Source organism: Paenibacillus sp. FSL K6-4396 (assembly GCF_038002525.1).
GTDB lineage: Bacteria > Bacillota > Bacilli > Paenibacillales > Paenibacillaceae > Paenibacillus > Paenibacillus amylolyticus_B.
In genome coordinates, this window is the sequence record NZ_JBBOCR010000001.1 from 7094408 (window position 1) to 7115167 (window position 20760).

Below are 20760 nucleotides of genomic sequence, written 5' to 3' on the forward strand. Positions count from 1 at the left end.
GAAGAAATCCATGGACAAGCCTTTCTAGAGCGCGGAAAGCCATTCCAAGGGATATTCCACTTCGAGCACACTCGAGATGGTTTAGCAAATTTCCTTCAAGCTTTAACAGAAGTTGAATTTGCATCTCAACAACGTCCTTTGCTTATTCTAGAAGCAACCGGTCATTATCAAAGTCCCGTAGTTCAGTTCCTAGAGGAACATCATTATATTTATATTGTTATTAATCCGCTCATCTCAAATCGGCTTAGGAAGTCTTAACTTAGCGATTTGATTTGTGCCTCGCATTTAAAACGTTCTGACTTTTGATGAGAATTAAACCCTAATTGATTGAGAAATACAGTAGCTCCTCTCTCCTAAAGATCAGGGAAACAATAGACCCAGATTTATGCAGTACCAAAAATCCTTTTAACAATTCTTTTGTTATTTATATTTCCTCATTCTGTAATATTTTTTTTGCAATGTTGAAATTTTAGCCCCTCTTCAGATGAAGCGATCAATATTCCAAGCCTTCTTAAGCGTGTTTCTTCTTTCTTGGCGCTCATTACCCACCAGATAGAATCTCTTTTATAGGATGGTGATAAATTAGTGAAGAATAGCCAGGCTGTTTGATTTGCCTTGATTTGTTCTTCATATTCTTTGGCAAGTTCCACGTTTCTTTGTTCAGAGGAATAGCCTTGTGCATCGGTTCTGTTGTTAAAGACGTGGATTCCTTCTGGTCTCATCTTTCCAAGCTGTATTAGTGCTTTTACCTTCTTTACGTTCACAGCACTCCATACACTATTTACTTTGCGCGGAGTAAAGCGAATCTTATAGCTTTGTTTATCAATGGTTTTTCGTATACCGTCAATCCACCCAAAACAAAGAGCGGCATCTACTGATGCAGACCAAGTAAGGCTTGCACGCCCTGTACTTATCCCAAAATAGCCCACCCAAATTTCACTAGCTTCAGCATGATGTTCTTCTAACCAATCATTAAACTCTTCTTGGTTGTTGAAAAACACTACATCTCCCATTGTTCCAGCCATTTTAAAATCGCTTGGTTTGTTTCTTCCGGCTTTTCTTCCTGGATCCAATGACCGCAATCCAGATTGACCACTTCCACATTGGGCACGAACTTTGTCAGGTTTTCAGACTTCGCAACCACATCCCGGTCGCCGTAGATCATGAGGGTCGGCTGCTGGATGATTGGGTTCACTTTCGCCAATAAGCGCCAGTTGCGGTCAAGGTTCCTGTACCAATTTATGCTGCCCGTGAACCCTGATGTTTCAAAAGCGGAGACGTAAACGGCCAGCTCGCTTTCGCTCAATATGGGCTCACCGAGCGGTGTTTCTGCTCTGGCGAGATTGATCAACGCCATACCTGGCTCAGGTGCTCTGAGAGGCTCGTTCTTCCGGTACAGGTTGCGAAGGAACCTGTATGTATTGTCTTCGAATACGGCGTCCGCGACGCCTGGCTGTCGATTGAAGTGGACGAAATAGAAATCTCCGCCAAGTATTTCTTCCATGAACTCGATCCAGGGTTTTTCTCCGCGCTCTTGATAAGGCAAGCTCAGATTTATCACTTTATTGACGCGGTTTGGATGCAACAAGGTCAGTCCCCAAACGACGAATGCACCCCAGTCATGACCGACAAAGGTAGCATCCTCGTATCCATAGTGATCGAGAAGCGCGATGAGATCACCCGACAAGTGTTCAATGTCATAGTCTGTTACTTCGGTTGGACGGGATGAGTTGCCGTAACCCCTCTGGTTGGGAACGATGACATGGTAGCCTGCTGCGGCAAGTGCGTCCATCTGATGGCGCCAAGAATAGGCATGCTCTGGCCAGCCGTGGCAGAGTACAATAGGTTTTCCAGCGTTTTCTCGGCCTGCTTCAAACACTTCGAGTTCCACACTGTTGACTGAAATAAGGCTGGGCTTGGGAAAATCGGTTGGATTAAACATTGAATTAAAACCTCCTTCTTGTGATACATGTAGTATAATGGATAAAAGGTGACACCTTAGTGTCACCTTTATAAAATCATGTAAAAAAAGAGGGCAATTATGAATAAAGTGGAGAGACTCATTTCGATTATCATGATATTGCTGAGGAAAGAGATTGTTTCTACAACGGAATTCTCACAACTATTCAATGTCTCCAAAAGAACGATCCTTCGCGATATGGAAACATTGAGCTTATCGAACATCCCAATCTACTCTGTCAATGGCGTCAAAGGCGGCTACGGCATAATGGACGAATACAAGGTCGATAAACGCCTTCTAAGCAGCACCGATTTACAGAATATATTGGCTGCGCTCGGCGGATTGGAACAACTCCTCCTTACTGAAGAAGTGGAAAGAACGATAAAAAAAATAGAGGCAATGGTTAGTCCATTGTCTCTGAATCGTTCCATTCAACTGTCGTTTTATGTTTGGGAAGGTCGGTCCGAGATTCTTGAAACCTTAAAGATATGTCAAGAATCCATTTCTAAAAAAAGGCTGGTTTCGTTTGATTATACAGATAAAGACGGGGCTGTAACGAATAGAATGGTCGAGCCCTATGAGCTGCATTTCAACGAATCAAGTTGGTACTTGAAAGGATTCTGTTTACATCGACAGGGATATCGAACATTCAAGTTATCGCGGATCGATCATATTACGATGGATGAACGTACGTTTCATCCTAGAGACGATTGGTCAGAGCAAGGTCGCGTTGCAAGTTATCTACCGCAATTCGTCACGATTAAGGCATGGATATCGCCTAGCATAAAAGATCAAATCATCGAAAGGTATGGTCGAAGAAGTATTGAAGACCATAATGGTGGATCTTTATTAGCAACTATTTATGTCCCACAAAATCATATGGGATTTCAATTGTTAGCAAGCTTCGGCACTCATCTAAAAATTGTAGAGCCCAAGTCCTATGTTGAAGACTTTCGAAATTATTTATATCAAATGATGGAGAACTATTCCTGATATATTTAGCATTAAAGCTTCAACCTTCAACTCAACTTTTCGCCCTACTTGTGGTACGGTTCACCCCGATTTATCTTCACCGCGCGATAAATCTGCTCCACCAGCACCAGCCGCATAAGCTGATGCGGCAGGGTCATGCGCCCGAAGCTCAAGCGCTGCTTCGCGCGGCGCAACACCTCATCGGAGAGCCCATGGCTTCCTCCGATGACAAACACGACATGGCTCGTCCCATACGTGCCGAGCTTGTCGATCTCCAATGCCAGCTCCTCAGAACTCCAGAGCTGGCCATCCAATGCGAGCGCAACAACATGCGCCTCGCTCTTCACATGCGCGAGGATACGTTCGCCCTCGCGCTCTTTTACCGCCCGAACCTCAGCTTCGCTCAGGGTATCGGGCGCCTTTTCGTCTGCGACCTCGATCATCTGAAACTTGATGTACGGGGCGAGCCGCTTGGTATATTCCTGAATGCCCAGCGTCAAATATTTTTCCTTCAATTTGCCTACGCCAATAATCTGAATAAACATAACAATCCATTCCTCCTAAATTGTCTTACGAGATATTCTATAAGTAAGATGCTTCATCGCACCGTTCGTTCCAACTGTATTGTACCTATACTACACATTTCTCCAAATTCTAACGAACCCCACACCTTAATCAGCCCCATTTCGGCTTCTTTAAAATCTAACGAATCTGAAACACGCTATTCCGCACCCACCGAGCTCTCCCCACCACTTTCGAGGCCATTTCAGCAATATAACGTGTCTACGATTCGTTAGATTTCAACCAGGCGGTATTTGCCCCGAATAAGATCCGTCAGGTTCTTTAGAGTTACTCCGCCCCGCCACACCCACGTCCCTACCCACATCGCCGTCACCCTACGTCACTTTCCCCATGCCCCAGCGGCTTCCATTTTTATACCTACAACTTGCAAATTTACTACAACCTAGTTCAATCCCAACTCGGGACTCGGCACCTACCTACCTTAAGCTTCTTCTACTCTCGCCTACTCCCACGTTAACCCCTACTACCCTTGCCAAGCTCCACACAGCCTACCAACTACACTAATACCCCCACAAACACAAAAAGAGCGCTCATCACGCTCTCTTTGGCTTCTTGCTGTGATGTTCATACCGGATGGAAAGTCAGCCCGAAGTGCCACATTAAGCACGCCTCCAGCCGTCTAAGTCCTACAGTACGCTAAACGACGAGAAATTCCGCATGCTGTTCGCACTCTGCGCATTTCGCAGGCGGGTCCCAATCGGCAAATTCCGTCTCCTTCAGATCAACGATATCTGGAGCGTCCTCATACTCATCGACAAACATGTCGATGGCAATGTCCACGTGTTCTTTGCATACAACGTACATCCGTTAAGCATCCTTTCTGTAACCAGCTATGTTCCCGATTCACAACCGCTTATCCCATTACAGGATAGCCACTTCTCAGTTCTATCACACCTGCCACCGAAAAGAAACCCCCTGCCCTAATTTATCGTACCCAACATCTCCCAAACCCCTCCGTACGCCGTAAAAGAACACAAAAAGCATTCTTCCTGATACCTCCACGGTACCGAAAAGAATGCTCCTGTAACAGCAACAATCACTCAACATAGCGAATGAATCCTGCTCCTGTGCCTGAATTACGAAAACAGAGTTACTTGTCCCCTGTTCCATTCCATGAATTGTCTCTATTCCACGCTCTTTAATTCAATCCCGACTGTGCCTTCGTCAACAGCTTCCCGCCTTGAAAAGCAATAACAGCATTGGCACCATTGCCAGCTGTGCCTTTATAGTTGTAAACCACCATATTCTCCGCTTCACTCAGCGCTTCACCTTCGCCGCCGAGGATCTCGATGACATCTCCCACCGACATGCCAACCTCAAGCTTCTCATACTGGGCAAACGTAATCAGCACCCCATCGCCTTTACCGGCCGATCCGTTGTTTCCCGATGTTACAGGCGTTTGACCACCAGCCTGACCTACCGCAATCACATTTGTACTTAGCTCATTTAACTTGGCCTCAAGCTCTGCGATCTTTTGTTCCTGCTCACTGTTCTTGGCCCCCTGTTCCACCAGTTTCTTCTCTAAGCCAGTAATCTTCTCTTGCAGAGCACTTGTATCTACAGATGCTCCTGTCGTAGCTACCTCAGATCCACAGGCAGACAGCATAAACAGGGACAGCGCCAAGCTCGTTCCCCCAAGCATCTTTTTCTTCAAATGTTTCATCAAAAATACCCCTTCCATTCGGAAATAAAATTAGATCGACAAACAGATGTTATTGCATCAGCGACCGTCTCCAACATATTGACAACAGTTTACCACAGCCCTAGTCTTATGTATCTGCTCCTTTGGCTCCGGGTCTAACTGATCATGAGAACATAAAAATGGTTAATCTACTCATTTACTGTCGAATGCATACGTTCATCCATAATAACTAAAAAAGAGTGGTCAGTAGATCTGATCACTCTTCTAGCATTGCCCTATTTCAATCCACGCAACAGTAAAGGTTTCGTTGAACTTCCCTTATTCCGGTTTATCCGTCAGCTTCACCGATACTTTCTCCGCTTTGCCATCCCGGTAGAAGGTCACTTCAATCGTATCCCCAATCTTCTTCTCATCGTACAGATATTTCCGCAGATCCAGCGTGGAGCTAATTTTTTGCCCGTCAAATTCCGTAATGACGTCATTCAGCTTCATACCTGCATCAGATGCCGGACCGGATGCTTCCAGCACAACCACACCGCTGTCCACATGAGATGGCAGCTTCAGATCCTTACGCTGCTCGTCATCCAGTGGTGCATAAGGGTTGCTCAGATCAACCGTGTACACGCCCAGGTATGGACGAGATACTTTGCCGTTCAGTAGCAGGGAATCTACCGTTTTCATCACTTCGTTCATCGGAATCGCGAAGCCGAGTCCTTCAACCCCCGTATCCGAGATCTTCATGGTATTAATTCCTACGACTTTGCCGTTTAGATCAACCAAAGCACCGCCGCTATTGCCTTCATTAATCGCCGCATCCGTCTGGATCACGTTTTGCTCCCAGTCGTACACGCCGTCCTGATTAATCGATACAGGCAGAATACGATCCGTGTAACTGACAATTCCGGATGTCAGCGTACCGCCAAGACCGAGCGGGTTCCCGATCGCCAGCACCGTTTGACCGCGCTGAAGTTTGCTGGAATCACCGATCTCCGCCACTGCACCCAGCCCTTTATCTTCTGCGGATAGTACCGCAATGTCACTTACCCGGTCTTTACCAACCAGCTTCGCTTTGTGTGTCTCCCCATCTACGGTCACAATCTCCAGATCACTCGCACCCTCCACGACGTGGTGGTTGGTCATGATGTAGGCCTTGCCATCTTCCTTCTTGAAAATGACCCCTGAGCCCAGCGCCGAATCTTCCATCGATAGACTGCTACCCGTTTTATGGTTCACAATGCTCACCACGGAAGGACGAACATGGGCTGCTGCCTGGATAATCCGGTCGTATGGATCAGCTGCCTGCGCTGTCTGTGCACCGCCTCCACCACCGTTGCCTGTAGCATTCGCCAGCGGTAACGATGTGGGCTGTGTGATGAAGCTAAACAGCATGACGGTCACGATGGAGCTGATCACCGAGCTAATCACAGCTACCTTCACTGTGGAACTGATTCCCGTACGCGATCTGCGCGGATTGCTCCAGCGGTCACGTCCACGTGCTCTGCCCCCAGGGCGGATGATCTGAAGTTTGCCTTTCTGTTCAGGTTCGGCGCGTCTTGATACTTTGGTTGAATAAAAATCGTCTCCAAACAATCCCATCGTGATCCTCTCCCCTTCGTTGTCACGCATCAAGACCCTGACTGCCGCCTAAGTTGTCGCATGGATCAACGATGGAGTTCTCACATACACCACTCCGCCAACAGACGAACCTTCCGATCGCAGTTACTCACAAATTTTTTTGCTCCCCTCTTCCAAGGTAAAAATTTGTTCCTAAAGGCGAACACTTTGTTTCTTCAGGTTTCTTCTGTCGTCTTCGTTACGTGAAGACTCCAACGGTTTCCCATGCTTTTTTGCAATTTTATAAAATGGTCTTGCATATCGCCGCATCCCGGCATCAAATCAAGATACAGCGTCTATGTACAACAGAACGGACACGCCATTCTGTCAGTGACTCTATCAATCATGCTCTCGCATTCTATGACATGCCATTTCACACGCAAAACAGCCAAAATCACAATGCTCCTCATATACTAAACACGTCAAATCACAAAAAGTTGCATATTTACGAAAATTAAAGCAAATTTCCGCTATAACGCGCTTAACAATAAAGGTCCATAGTATCTATCACCACAAAATCCGGTCCGCTAAGCGCCATTTTGGTTAAATTTGAAGAACTTTTTCACCCCTGCATCGTCACAGGTTCAGCATACACGTCTCATCACACAAATGTTAGCGGCAAAAAGAGGAATGTTTTCCATCAAGCCTGACTACAATAATAGTAAAAGACAATTCGAAGCTTCATAGAGGAGGATATATATGGATCGCACACGTACACTCACAGCCATGGATGAAGTTCATATGGCGGCCAAGCTGGCCGATCTCAAGGAAGAACACTATCGCAATACCCTTGCACTCAGTACCATCATTGAACTGCTTATTGATAAAGGCATCCTGACCCGCGAGGAAGTTGAGCGCAAAGCCGCCGAACTGGACAGCTTTATGGCTCACCCACCCTATCCCATGGCGTAGGACGGTCGTAATACGTATCACAGAGTTTGAACTCATGATCCCGGTAAAAACATCCACGGCTCTCCATCGCGTCGCGCACCGACATTTTCGCCAAGTCCATCATATTATGATCTCGGCTAAGATGTGCCAGATACGTGCGCTTGATGCGTCCGTTCATCAGTTCACTAAGCGCTGCTCCTGCTGCTTCGTTCGACAAATGCCCAATATCGCTCAAAATTCGGCGCTTGGTGTTCCACGGATAACGCCCCATACGCAGCAATTCGACATCATGATTCGCTTCCAGCACCAGTACGTCAGAATCAGAGATGGCATCGCGAACCTTGTCGCTCATGTACCCAAGATCTGTTGCAACAGACAGCTTCTCCGTACCATCATCGAACGTATACCCTACCGGCTCAGCTGCATCATGCGATATCCCGAAGGATTCCACGCGCAGTGACCCAAAATCATGCTTTTCACCCGTCTCAAATACCCTCCGGTTTTCCTCTGGAATCGCCCCAACCGACTTCTCCAGTGCCGCCCACGTATTCAGATTCGCGTAGATTGGTAAATTATATTTCCGAGACATCGCGCCTAGTCCTTTAATGTGATCGGAATGTTCATGTGTAACCAGAATCCCGTCCAATTCTGCCCCAGAAATCTCCCTTTCCTGAAACAGTGCATCCAATCGCTTCGCACTAAGACCCGCATCAATCATGAGAGAGGTACCCCCATGCTGTATGACTGTGGCATTACCTGTCGAACCGCTGGATAACACGGTAAAATATATCCCCATAACGCATTACTCCCCTGGTTTGTCTGTCTTGGGACTGAATACATCCCCACTGATGCCCTGCACGTACAACACTTCGCCACTTTCCAGCACGAACCGCCATGCCGGCATCGCTACCTGTATATCTGAATTGAACAACTGGCCGTAATAGCCCAGCTGAATATCTTTGACAATTGCATCATTTGGCAAAAAGTTCTCGATCAGCGTTCCCAGCGCCTTCGACGCCGGAAGCACCTGCTGATCGCTCTCCTCTGCGGTTGTAATCCGCACTGGAGTTTGACGGTAACCTGTTATTTTCTGGTCGCTGTAGAACAGCTCCAGACTCACATTGAAGAGCGGCCATTTGCCATCCACCAGTGGGTGAAGTACAAAAGCTCCATCCTCGGCCATCAGCTGATCCAGCCGGTATGTGCCGATCTGTGGAATCTCTCGCTGTAAAGCATCTTCCAGCTCACTCTGCGAGAAGATCAATTTGCTATCTACAGGCTGTTCCAGCTCCATATCCACACCAGCCTTGTCCTCTTCAATGAACTCATAGGACAACTTCGGCAGCTTCGGCGTTTCATTCGGAATCGGAGCCAGCACCTGGATGCCCTTCTCTTCCATCGCCTGCTGTGTATTATCTGCCAGTGAGGTGAAGTCCAGATTGGCTCCGGCCGTCTCTCGTGCATCCATCCAGATCTGGTAACCCAGCACCAGATTGAGCAGCAGAAAGGCATAGATCAACACATTTTTCGCCCGTCCCCAATCCATAACATTCACCCCCTAAACTAGCTGCTTGCAATACTTTCTCAAGTTGCCTACACCTTCCACCGGAACTGGCCGTTTATAGCCTTTGAACTTAAAGCTATACGATAACGGAGAGGGCAGAAATAACCTGAAGAAGCGGAGCGTTCGCCTTTACCACCAGATTTCTCCCGTGTTAAAAGGGAATTCAAGAAATCTGGGGGTAACAGCGATCGAAAGGTTATTCTGCACGCGTAGTGATAAAGTACAGCTACTCTTTGGTTTAAAGACTATAACCTATCAAGATACGGTAGTCTCTTCACCGTTTCCAAAACGGATCACCCATACCGGGATCAGCTTTAATCCGTCCTCAATCGAAGAAGGACGATAAGCCGGGTATACGTCCACAACCTGACGATTCTCACCTGCTACCTTTTTAATAAGAGCCTTCAGCTTGTCTCCGCCAGGCAACTTGACCGATTTCTTCGTCTCTGCACCTTCGTTCAGGTATTCCAGCGATCGTTCATAGCTGGATACCGTCTCCTGCTGCATCTCCATGCTGATCGTTCCAAAGCGGAACTGCATGGAATCCATAATCGGATAACTGCCGTAATACTGCTGGAATTCAAGCCGTGTCTTGTTTTCCACGGTCCCCAGCATCATCCGCGAACGGCCTTTCCAGCCCCCGTGCTGATTCACAAAATCAACCGCAGACAACGCATCCTTCGCAGGATCAATCTGTCCTGCTGGCGGTGCTGCCGGATCAGTATAACTGATCCAGCGCTGTTCCTGTTTTACCTGCAGACTACGTTTACTGTCCGTGTAGATCTCCGATCCATCTTTTTCCCGGATATTCCGGGTCATACTTGGATCGAAGAACAGACTGCGCTGCATCTGCTCAACCGTGAACTGACCTGTTGGTACATCCGCCTCAATCGTCTCCAACGCTTCCGCAGGGATATAATACCCGCCATCCATCAAGGTATATGGCGTCCAGTTCGTACCGAAGTCAACATGCTGCTGTATGTCTTGTACTGTCAGATCCGCCTGCGTTGCTTCGTATACCACGTCTCCCTTGGCGCTGAAGAACAGCGCATGGGCCTTCGTTTCATTTTTGGACGTATAGATCGAGATTCGGTTAATGGTCTCCCCTTGGAATAAGGAATCCGTCCCGAGCCTCATCACTCGCTGTAACAATGCTACTGGAATACCTTCTTTGAACGATAGTTCAAACCCAGGGTTCTCCTTGCGAATCTGATCCCAGTTCACCGATTGCACACTGCGGCGCTGAAAATCATCGAACGCTCGCCCCTGTAGCCGTGAATAGATCAACTGATAGAACGTATTGCCAGGGTAAAACACCGTATGTTTATCCTGACCCAGATGAATAATCATCTGATCGGGGAAGATCAATTCTTCAATATTGCGTTCCTGACCCATATTTTCCGTCTTCACATAGTTCGTCTCTGACGTCACGATGGAATCACCGCCTCCGGGCAAACGGTAGATCAGAAAATAACTCTGAACCAGACTGGCTACAACAAGGGCAGCAAGCACCAAGGATTTAATCCGTTCCTTCACGGTGCTCACCCCCTTTCTCACGCATCGGCAAAGTGAACGTTACTGTCGTTCCCACGTCTACCTCAGACTCCAGAGAGATACTGCCATCATGTGCCTTCACAATTTCCCGGGCAATGGACAGTCCTAGCCCTGTGCCTCCCATACTGCGGGAACGAGCCTTGTCCACCCGATAAAACCGCTCAAAAATGCGATCCAAATCGCGCTGTGGGATACCCATTCCGGTATCCGATACCGAGATGGCAAGTGTGTGTTCATCACTGCGTCTAGCCGCAATCGTAATAGTGCCGCCTTCCAATGTATATTTCAGCGCGTTGGACACGACATTATCGAGCACCTGATCAATCTGGTCACGATCCAGTGGAACAGCCGGAATATCATTCTCCACAGATAGTACAGGCTGAATATCCTTCTGATGCATCTGGAATGAGAAGCGATCCGTCACTTCCTCCAACATTTCCAGAATGTCAGTTGGTTGTTTCCGCAGCAAAGCCTCTTTGGAATCCAGCCGCGATAAATGTAGCAGATCCGTAACCAGTCGTATCATTCGCTCAGTCTCGTTCTGTATAACACCAACGAAACGACCGGCAAGCTGCGGATCTTCCAGTGCACCGTCATCCAGTGCTTCCGCGTAACTCTTGATCGTAGTCAGTGGGGTACGCAGTTCATGGGATACATTGGCCACGAATTCACGCCGGGATGCCTCAAGCTCTTCCTGCTCGGTAACATCCTGAAGTACGGCAATCGTTCCCGTGATCCCCCGTTCACGCCGATGAACTGGTGTGAACGTCATCCGAATAACCACGGGCTCTTCTTGTCCAGCGGGTGCAATCTGCAGCAAAGTTGAACCTGTGAAACCACTCGCGAGGGCTTCCGCATCCTCCGGATCAATGCCGAGTAATATGGCGAAGTGTCTTCCTTCAATATCCGCAGGATGCATACCCAGAATGCTGCTGGCACGACGGTTTACGAGAATGACTTTACCGTACTCATCCGTAGCCACCACACCATCACTCATATTGGTCAGAATGGAAGTCAACTTCTCCTTCTCCTCTTCATTCAGTGAAAGTGCATCCCTAAGTCGGCTGGTCATATAGTTAAAAGCCCGACTGAGTTGACCGATCTCATCCGTGCCAAATACAGGTGTCTGCTGATCAAAGTTACCTTCTGCGACCGCTGTCGCTCTCCGAGTCACTTCTTTAATCGGCTGCGTGATCGTATGAGATAGGATCACGCCAAGCACCGCCGTTAACACCAAGGCAATCAGAATGCCGGAGATGAATATTTTGTTGATTCCCTCCATCGTGGAATACAGCTCGTTCATGGATGCCGCGATGTAGACCGCGCCAATGATCTTGCCGCCGGACAGCACCGGCTTGGCGACGACTTTTTTGCGAACATTATCCTCGTCCACGATATATTCCTCATTGTCCCGAATGCCTTGCAGTGCACGGCTGACAACGGTCTGGGTGTTTTTGCGCCCCACATAGTCTGAATGTGAACTTAGCGAGGTCGTCAGTACCTTTCCGCTGGCATCCAGCACCTGAATCTCGGCACCGTTAATGTTGAACAGGTTGTTCACCAGCACACGCAGATTTTCCGTTTTGTCCTCGCCAGCCTCTGCTTCTCCGCCCGCCATCGTTTCCCCCACGAGAACCGACAGCATTTCCGCACGCGCCTGCAGGTCTTCCGTAAAGTTGCTCGTCAGTGAGTTCTTCATCGCGCTCACAAAATAAACGCCGATTAATTGCATCGCAATCAGAATCAGCAGTACATAGATAATGATCAATTTCGCCTGAATCGTTCGGAAGAACGAGAATCGCGCGAATCGGCCCATTATATCCCCACGCTTTTGGCACTGCGCACGAGATAACCGAGCCCGCGGCGTGTCAGAATCGTTTCCGGTTTGCTTGGATTCTCCTCAATCTTCTCACGCAGACGACGAATCGTAACATCCACGGTGCGTACATCACCGAAATATTCGTATCCCCACACCGCTTGCAGCAGATGTTCTCGTGTCATAACCTTGCCAGAATGCTTCGCCATATAATAGAGAAGTTCGTACTCACGATGGGTCAGATCGAGCGGTTCCCCGCCTTTGTAAGCCGTGTACATGTCCATATCAAACGCCAGATCGAATAGCCGCATGACCTGCTTTTCCTCATCTTCCGGCGCTTCAGCCGTAATCGCGAGCTTTTGCCGTCTGCGCATCTGTGCCTTCACCCGTGCAAGCAACTCACGCGTACTGAACGGCTTGGTCACGTAATCATCCGCACCCAATTCCAACCCGAGTACCTTGTCGATCTCGCCATCCTTGGCGGTAAGCATAATAATCGGCATCTCCAGATGAGCGCGCACCTCACGACATACATCCATACCATCCTTGCCCGGGAGCATCAGATCCAGCAGCATCAGATCAGGTTTCTCGGATAACGCCAGTTCAACCGCACGAATGCCATCAAATGCACAGATGACCTCGTACCCCTCTTTTTCCAAATTAAACTTCAGAATGTCTGCGATGGGCTGTTCATCGTCCACCACCAAAATCTTCCCCTGCATCGGCTAAGTTCACCCCTATATCCTGCTTAATCCGCGTTAGCGTTTATATCTCTCTTCTATGTTTAGCTTGTACCAAGCCTGCTTGATTTGTTTCTCTAGTTTGTTGTATATACTCTCTAGTTTAACATACCTGAAGCACCGTCACATCCCGATCAAGGGCTTGGAAGGTCTTTCATCTGAAAATTTTTTACAGCAGCAAAAAACAAGGCCAGCATTATAGCCAACCTTGCCTCCTTAAGCTCTATATTAGTTCAGATACGTTAACGGATTTTCTACTGTTCCATTCTTAATAATCTCAAAATGCAGATGTGTTCCGGTAGAACGACCCGTGTTGCCCATAACGCCGATACTCTCGCCTTTTTCAACCACTTGTCCAACCTTAACGCCAATGCTGTTCAGATGTCCATACAATGTTTCGTATCCGTTACGGTGGTTAATAATGATGACATTACCATAACCACTTTTCTGTCCTGCAAAAGTAATTACACCCTCATCAGACGCTTTCACATCGCGGTTACCTACCAGATCGACACCTTTGTGTTGGCGACCCCAACGTTGGCCAAAGCTGCTGCTCATCGTTGCATTGGATACCGGCCAAGCAAATTCACCTGTGCCCTCACCAACAACTTTTGTTCCGCTAAGGACCACTTCAGTTACAGCTGCTTTAATCACTTCCTGACCAAGCCACTCTTCCTGAACAACTTCACCATTTTCTTTGGTTATACGGTACTGCATGCTTTTCAATCCACTTTGTCCTGGGCGCACAACTTTTGTGATACCCGCTTTCAACTCAGCACTTTTGCGTACTTCCACTTGCGGTTTAATCTCAATCTGTTCAACAACCTGCTCAACTGATTTAACGGTTACCGCTGGTTTCGGAACGGTCAAGGTCAGTTCGTCACCGATTTGAAGCGATGTTTCCTTGATGCCCGGGTTATGCTGGCGAATCTCGCTTTGTGTAATTTCATACTTGGCAGCAATCGAAGAGATTGTATCTCCTTCATGAACCACATAAGTTACAGGCGCGTCTTTACCAACGGTTAATGCTTTAACCGCCTCGGACACATCCCATATTTTGTTTGGATCAGCCTTCACCACATCCGTCGCTACATCTTCCTTGATGACTACCGACTTCAGGGTTGTACTTGGTCCCTCGTTTTTCTTCGAGGAATTAGCCGATACCGACTTCGTCTTAAGCGAACTTCGCACAGCCGATGCCGATATGTATTTGCTCTGTACTTGTTCCAGGATTGCATCTGCTGTTGCCTGATCTTTCACAATACCAATGACTTCACCGTCTACCTTGAGCTCCACACCTTTGGCGTAGGCTGTCAGCATGTCACCCAGTTTGTCCAGCGTCTCGTCACTGTTCACTTCGGGTTTGTACGCTCTTGCCGTTTCGGTTGTGATGCCATCCGTGTTCAGCACCATTTCTGCATCCGGATATTTATTTTGATATTCCTCAGTTTTGTTTGTAAATAGTTGTTGTAATTGTGCTTCATCTGCAATGGTACCAATCTCGCTACCTTTAACCATTACTTTATAATACGGCACGGTGTTTGCAGTAACATATTGTTTGCCTGCGAACCCGAGCAATGCTGCGATGAATACACCACATGCTGCTGTAATGATCCATTTGCGCGAGGCCAGAACGCGCTTCTTATTCACACTGAAAGTGGACATGCTCATGTTGTTTTTGTCTTCGGCCGTCCGGTGTTCCCCGGATTGTTCGTGTACCCGGTCTTTGCCCGGTTGGCGTATGCCTCTGAAACCTTTCATGATTCTCTCCTTTTCAGCACTTCTCAGTTCGCATTTCTGTCAAGACATCACCCATCGTGTCTGTCCCATGCTCGTTGATAATTGTATTGGGTGTCCGCAAAATCAGGACTTTAACTGCGCTCGTAAAAGTGTCAAAATTTTAACCTTTTATCACACCCGTATACTTTAACACAGGTTTTACACTCATTTCAACTCTACACGTCACACCGCAAAGCCACGCCCCGCTTGGTTTCCCTGTATTATCCATAAGATCGTACGGCTGATCCATCACCCATTATGCCTCAACATCCGCTGTACTATGTACTTTTACTCACAATTTAAGACTAGGTTCTAAGACCCAGTGAAATATGCTTTATTTTTCATAAAAATACAAATAAAATCCCTCACCAGATCAACTCTGATAAGGGATTACGTAAACAACTTGATTGTGGTTTATCTTAGACTGGATTTCATCTCATGCCACAATAGAAATTAACTTTTATGTCCTATTCTTTGACTGCAAGAATTACAAATCGCTTCTGCTGTACTTCCCAGAATCCATTTTGCTCCATCTCCGTATAAATATCCATTAATGGCTGACGGAACCGTTCCACTTTGAAATCAGGTACTTGCCACGGGATGGTCTTTAGATAATATACCAGTGCGCCTATATCATAGAAACGTTGCGCAGGGGTTGCTTCACGTTGCTCCAGAATCCGGAATCCACACTGCTCCAGCTGAAGAACAGCACGATCCAGTTCCCATCCAGCGTAATCCGCTGGCATAGGAATGCCGAGCCGATCATTGATCTCCCTGCAATCTGACCAACCAACCTGTTGAGTCAGAAACAGTCCTCCTGCGGATAGAATCCTCCTAACTTCCTGCTCATCATACGACTCATGCCGATTAAGAATCAGATCAAATTCTCCGTCTGTGAAAGGAAGTTGCGAATCATCAGTCACCGGAAGTACCTTCACACCTAACGGCTGTAAACGTTCCTCTGCAATCGGTATATTCGGGAGATAACCTTCGGTCGCACATGTGTATGGAGGAAGTGGAAGGAGTCTGGAAAGCATTTCTCCTCCACCAGTCCCCATGTCGAGCATTCGTTCTGTCTGATTCAACAATCGGCGCGCCATCGTTCCAAAGGACCAAGGCAACATTCCACTCTGAAGTCGCTCACTCCCTGTTACATAGCTAAAATCCCAACCAATAAACGGCTGATTCGCCTCTTGCAACCCTTGCTCGAATCGATCACTCGTCGCCTCGGTGGACTTTTTTACTGACAGTTCTGAATTAGTATGATAAAAGTTCATGTTTAATAAAACCTCCAATTCGTGTATTCATAAACACAAGTCCATCGGTTCTCTTGAATGCACATATGAACGGAGGTCCACGAATTGGACTGGAGGTTTCTGCAATATTGCCTGAACGTTTTTATATGTTGTGTTCTTTACCTTTATATTTCATACACTGTTCCCTCCTACAGGCATTTTCCAGTATTTATTTAAATCGATTATATTCAATCATCCTCGACAAGTCCATTACATTATGAATCAGGCGATACGTCTATAAGTACGCCTGTCTTCCCTGCCTATCATCCTATTCCGTTTGCAGTACTTCCATCAGGTTGTCGTACTCTTCACTGGTCAGGTACTTCGAGATCACCTGTTCAATCTCACGTAATTCCTGTTCCGTTAGGCCACCTTCCATGGCACCTGAGATCTGCTGCATTTCTTTCTGTGGCAGCTTGTTCATGAGCAGGCTGAAGATTTTTTCCTTCTCCTCTGCTGGCAGCTTGTCCTTCGCTCCTGTAATGTCATCCGGTGATACAACAATGGCATCATTGCCTGAAGAAGCACCGCCGCTGGCCGCTCCGGTTCCATTGCCTGAAGCTGAACCACTACCCTGATCTGTTCCTGAGTCATTACCCATGCCCGTATCCGTCCCATTGCCTGCACTTGTGCCTGAGTTTGATCCTGCGGTCGTATCTGTACCTGAACCTTCCCCTGTGCCCTCGTTTGAGCCGCTCCCTTGGGACGCATTATTGCCCGCATCTACACCAGATTGACCGCTCTCTGTCCCATTCCCCATAACTGAAACAGCATCTTCCGGAACCTGCTCTTCGTCCGCTCCTGTCGGCTGATCTGTCGTCCCATTTCCTGATTTGTTCCCCTCGTTGGTTTTACCGCCCAAGGCACCTTGGAACATGGCGGTTAACCCCATGGGTTGACCTTCCCACTGAATATTGAAACTCGCGAGTAGCGACTTCGCATATGACTGTACAATTAATCCGGTCGTGAGCAGTGTCAGTGAACTGACCAGCAATACGGTTAGCACGATTTTGACAAACCACACAAGCAACTTCATTCCGTTCTCTCCCTCCAATTATCCCACCCGTCTAACATGCACATGTCCGGGTCTGTGACTCTACTGTTAACCAGTATTGACGGAAATCTCGGGATTATATCCGAAAAACATACAAAAAACCTCCAGTCATCGCTATAAAAGCAACAACTGGAGGCTCTACTGCCCGAATCGGCAAAGTATTCTATTTTATAATTCAAGAAACAATCTCTCTATTTCTTCGATTACTCGTAGATTGGAAGAACTTGATTTGTTTGCTCACGGTTACGACCAACGGAGAAGATGGCAATTGGAATGCCTGTCAGTTCGGAAACACGTTTTACATAATTCTGTGTGTTCACTGGCAGGTCTTCGAGTTTCTTCGCTCCAGTGATATCTTCGCTCCAGCCTGGCATCTCTTCGTATACCGCTTCACATTCTGCCAGCATTTTAAGGCTTGCCGGATAGTGTGTGATGACCTCGCCGCGGAATTTGTATCCTGTGCAGATTTTTACGGTCTCAAGACCTGTCATTACGTCCAGAGAGTTCAGGGACAGACCTGTGATTCCACTGACACGACGCGCGTGGCGAACAACAACACTATCAAACCAACCTACACGACGTGGACGTCCAGTTACCGTACCGTACTCATGTCCAGTCTCACGGATTTGGTCACCGATTGCATCATGCAATTCCGTAGGGAATGGGCCATCTCCTACACGGGTTGTGTAAGCTTTCGCTACCCCAATGACTTGCTGAATACGAGCCGGGCCTACGCCAGAACCGATACATACGCCACCTGCGGACGGATTGGATGATGTAACAAATGGATAAGTTCCTTGATCAAGGTCCAACATAACGCCTTGTGCGCCTTCAAACAATACTTTTTTGTCCTCATCAATATATTCGTTCAGAACAACGGATGTATCACGTACGTAAGGACGAAGAATTTCGGCATATCCGAGGTAATCTTGCAGAATCTCCTCAACATCAACAGGCTGGCCGCCGTAGACTTGCTCGATGACACGGTTCTTTTCTTTGACCAGATGACGCAGTTTCAGTTCGAAATCTTCAGCATCCATCAGGTCAACCATCCGAATACCAATACGAGCTGATTTATCCATGTAACATGGGCCAATTCCTTTGCCAGTCGTACCAATTTTGTTCGGACCTTTGCTCTCTTCTTCCAGTGCATCCAATACCATGTGATATGGCAGGATGATATGTGCACGCTCACTGATGGACAGGTTCTTCGTTGTGAAATCATTGTCATGAATATAGTTAATTTCTTCGATGAGTGCCTTCGGGTTGATAACCATTCCGTTACCAATAACACACGCTTTATCCGTGTAGAAAATCCCTGATGGAATCATCGTCAGTTTATATTTTTTGTTATCAATCAGAATTGTATGACCCGCATTGTTACCACCTTGGTAACGAGCCACCACATCAGCGCTCTCCGCCAAATAATCCGTGATTTTACCTTTTCCTTCGTCTCCCCATTGCGTTCCCACTACAACTACCGTTGACATAGTTAACATTCCTCCGTGGGTGCCTTGCGCACCTTTGTATTGGTCTGTCCGTCCTCTATCCCGGCAGGCATGTTACGCAATAAACCGACTGAGAAGCGTGCTAACGGACAGTAAAAATGTCCTTCCGTTACATTCAAGGGAAGGTTTGCGCTGCTTTAACGCAGCAGTATTAGTGTACCAGTACCCTTTTTCAAAGTCAAATCAAATGGCGAACAATTAGATATAGTACAACCGTAATGTTCGGAATTTACCCATTATTTCAACACAAAAAACCGGAGACTTCAGTCCAAGCTTGCTTGACTGCTATCACCGGTTCAAGGATACCCATTTCAATGTCAATCTATATCTGGTATTTATAACACATGTTTGAGTTCAGTTGCTCTAATGGTTGATCTTCGGGACAGACGATTTTGGCTTCTTGATCGAAGCCGTCAGCACCTGCCCATTACATCGCGAAGGCATCATTGTGTGCCCTCTCGTAATTGACGAATTTATTAAAGTTTTTCAGGAAGACCAGTTCTACCGTACCTACCGGACCGTTACGCTGTTTAGCGATAATGATCTCAATAATATTTTTCTTCTCGGTCTCCTGGTTATAGTAGTCATCCCGGTACAGGAACGCTACGATGTCGGCATCTTGCTCGATCGAACCCGATTCCCGCAAGTCACTCATCATCGGACGTTTGTCCTGACGTTGCTCTACACCCCGGCTCAGCTGGGACAAGGCAATAACCGGAACTTCCAGTTCCCGGCCAATCTGTTTCAGTGTACGTGAGATCTCGGATACCTCTTGTTGACGGTTCTCCCCTGCTTTACCACGTCCACTAATCAGTTGAAGATAGTCGATCAGGATCATGCCAAGGCCTTTCTCTTTCTTCAGACGACGGCATTTGGCACGAATATCCGCTACGGTAATCCCTGGCGTATCATCTATGAAGATGTTGGCTTCTGACAAAGCTGCAATACCCATCGTCAGCTTCTGCCAATCTTCATCGCCCTTGAAGTCACCCATACGCATCACGCTGGCATCCAGATTGGCTTCCGCACAGATCATACGTTGCACCAGCTGGGCGGCTGACATCTCCAGACTGAAGATGGCTACCGTCTCCTGTGCCCGAATGGCCACGTTCTGAGCGATATTCAGGGCAAAGGCCGTCTTACCTACGGAAGGACGGGCCGCTACAATGATTAAGTCACTGCGCTGGAATCCGGCAGTCATTTTGTCCAAATCGATGAACCCGGACGGAATACCTGTCGTTGTACCCTTATTCTGATGAAGTGTTTCCACACGATCGAATACTTCCATCAGTACGTCCTGAATGGCTATAAAACCACTACTGGAGCGACGGTTGGAGATCTCCAGAATGCGACGTTCAGCTTCTCCAAGCATCGCTGCAACATCTTCGCCACCTGTATATCCTTCGCTCACGATCTGTGTTGCCGTACGAATCAGGCGACGCAGCATCGATTTCTCTTCGATAATCTGAGCATAATAGTCTACGTTTGCGGCTGTAGGTACACCATGGGCTAGCTTAGCCAGATAACTAACGCCCCCGATGTCCTCCAACTCACCTTTATCCTTCAGAAGCGAAGTCAGTGTCACGAGGTCAATCGGTTGATTTCCCTCACCAAGCTGGATCATCGCTTCAAAGATTAATTGATGGGGTTTATCATAGAAATCCTCGGTTTGCACCCGTTCCATCGCTGTAATCAGGGCCTCGCCCTGCAACAGGATTGCACCCAGCACGGCCTGTTCGGCTTCCAGGTTCTGCGGGGGAATCCGGTCGAATAACATTTCTCCGCCCAT

At 47.5% G+C, this 20760-nt stretch carries 19 protein-coding genes; 3 read left to right on the forward strand and 16 right to left on the reverse strand.

The genetic code is table 11. The features are described from left to right. Nucleotides 1–51 precede the first annotated feature (51 nt). Complete coding sequence (locus MHB85_RS30870; protein ID WP_341074295.1) at nt 52–258, forward strand: IS110 family transposase; 207 nt, start codon at nt 52–54, stop codon at nt 256–258. Between the two features lie 176 nt (nt 259–434). Here MHB85_RS30870 and MHB85_RS30875 read toward each other — a convergent pair whose 3' ends face one another. Beyond that, on the reverse strand, nt 435–1025 hold the full coding sequence (locus MHB85_RS30875; RefSeq protein WP_244661172.1) for a YdeI/OmpD-associated family protein: 591 nt from the start codon (nt 1023–1025) through the stop codon (nt 435–437). Beyond that, nucleotides 1001–1942, reverse strand: coding sequence for an alpha/beta fold hydrolase (locus MHB85_RS30880; RefSeq protein WP_192136350.1), 942 nt, complete (start codon nt 1940–1942; stop codon nt 1001–1003). Before MHB85_RS30880 ends, MHB85_RS30875 begins: the two co-directional genes overlap by 25 nt. A 99-nt stretch (nt 1943–2041) precedes the next feature. Between MHB85_RS30880 and MHB85_RS30885 the strand changes: the two genes are divergently transcribed. Continuing rightward, nucleotides 2042–2953: a helix-turn-helix transcriptional regulator gene (locus tag MHB85_RS30885; protein ID WP_091012225.1), complete on the forward strand. Its 912-nt coding sequence runs from the start codon at nt 2042–2044 to the stop codon at nt 2951–2953. 44 nt (nt 2954–2997) lie between these two features. On the opposite strand, the gene rlmH is transcribed toward MHB85_RS30885, so the two are convergent. The 4 genes from rlmH to MHB85_RS30905 form a co-directional block, all read right to left on the reverse strand. Beyond that, nucleotides 2998–3477: a 23S rRNA (pseudouridine(1915)-N(3))-methyltransferase RlmH gene (gene rlmH / locus MHB85_RS30890; protein ID WP_091012223.1), complete on the reverse strand. Its 480-nt coding sequence runs from the start codon at nt 3475–3477 to the stop codon at nt 2998–3000. Nucleotides 3478–4150: 673 nt separating this feature from the next. Next, nucleotides 4151–4318 carry a CxxH/CxxC protein gene (locus MHB85_RS30895; RefSeq protein WP_017691462.1) on the reverse strand — a complete coding sequence of 56 codons (168 nt, stop codon included), beginning with the start codon at nt 4316–4318 and terminating at the stop codon, nt 4151–4153. 334 nt (nt 4319–4652) lie between these two features. Next, nucleotides 4653–5177 (reverse strand): hypothetical protein, encoded by a 525-nt coding sequence (locus MHB85_RS30900; protein ID WP_244661173.1) that lies wholly within the window; start codon nt 5175–5177, stop codon nt 4653–4655. Nucleotides 5178–5474: 297 nt separating this feature from the next. Then, complete coding sequence (locus tag MHB85_RS30905) at nt 5475–6752, reverse strand: S1C family serine protease (RefSeq protein ID WP_192136351.1); 1278 nt, start codon at nt 6750–6752, stop codon at nt 5475–5477. A gap of 717 nt (nt 6753–7469) precedes the next feature. On the opposite strand from MHB85_RS30905, the gene MHB85_RS30910 reads away from it, so the two are divergent. After that, entirely contained in the window at nt 7470–7682 is a 213-nt protein-coding gene (locus tag MHB85_RS30910) for a hypothetical protein (RefSeq protein WP_036611899.1), read from the forward strand. Here MHB85_RS30910 and MHB85_RS30915 read toward each other — a convergent pair. From MHB85_RS30915 to dnaB, 10 genes are all read right to left on the reverse strand, one after another. Continuing rightward, the gene (locus tag MHB85_RS30915; protein ID WP_036671861.1) at nt 7651–8457 is read right to left on the reverse strand and encodes an MBL fold metallo-hydrolase; all 807 of its coding nucleotides are present in this window, start codon (nt 8455–8457) and stop codon (nt 7651–7653) included. The genes MHB85_RS30910 and MHB85_RS30915 overlap by 32 nt on opposite strands. A gap of 6 nt (nt 8458–8463) precedes the next feature. Next, on the reverse strand, nt 8464–9207 hold the full coding sequence (gene yycI, locus MHB85_RS30920) for a two-component system regulatory protein YycI (RefSeq protein ID WP_017691456.1): 744 nt from the start codon (nt 9205–9207) through the stop codon (nt 8464–8466). 273 nt (nt 9208–9480) lie between these two features. Beyond that, nucleotides 9481–10761 (reverse strand): two-component system activity regulator YycH, encoded by a 1281-nt coding sequence (locus MHB85_RS30925; protein ID WP_192136352.1) that lies wholly within the window; start codon nt 10759–10761, stop codon nt 9481–9483. Next, nucleotides 10745–12595 carry a cell wall metabolism sensor histidine kinase WalK gene (walK, locus tag MHB85_RS30930; RefSeq protein ID WP_076216658.1) on the reverse strand — a complete coding sequence of 617 codons (1851 nt, stop codon included), beginning with the start codon at nt 12593–12595 and terminating at the stop codon, nt 10745–10747. The genes MHB85_RS30925 and walK overlap by 17 nt, the downstream gene beginning before the upstream one ends. Beyond that, nucleotides 12595–13317, reverse strand: a complete 723-nt coding sequence (yycF, locus tag MHB85_RS30935; protein WP_074092884.1) for a response regulator YycF — start codon at nt 13315–13317, stop codon at nt 12595–12597. The genes walK and yycF overlap by 1 nt, the downstream gene beginning before the upstream one ends. 246 nt (nt 13318–13563) lie before the next feature. Then, complete coding sequence (locus MHB85_RS30940; protein ID WP_192136353.1) at nt 13564–15096, reverse strand: M23 family metallopeptidase; 1533 nt, start codon at nt 15094–15096, stop codon at nt 13564–13566. Between the two features lie 485 nt (nt 15097–15581). After that, on the reverse strand, nt 15582–16391 hold the full coding sequence (locus MHB85_RS30945) for a class I SAM-dependent methyltransferase (protein ID WP_244661174.1): 810 nt from the start codon (nt 16389–16391) through the stop codon (nt 15582–15584). Between the two features lie 286 nt (nt 16392–16677). Continuing rightward, nucleotides 16678–17445: a hypothetical protein gene (locus tag MHB85_RS30950; protein ID WP_192136354.1), complete on the reverse strand. Its 768-nt coding sequence runs from the start codon at nt 17443–17445 to the stop codon at nt 16678–16680. A 221-nt stretch (nt 17446–17666) separates the two neighbouring features. Continuing rightward, complete coding sequence (locus MHB85_RS30955; RefSeq protein WP_091012210.1) at nt 17667–18953, reverse strand: adenylosuccinate synthase; 1287 nt, start codon at nt 18951–18953, stop codon at nt 17667–17669. Nucleotides 18954–19398: 445 nt separating this feature from the next. Further along, nucleotides 19399–20760: a replicative DNA helicase gene (gene dnaB, locus MHB85_RS30960; RefSeq protein ID WP_036611922.1), complete on the reverse strand. Its 1362-nt coding sequence runs from the start codon at nt 20758–20760 to the stop codon at nt 19399–19401.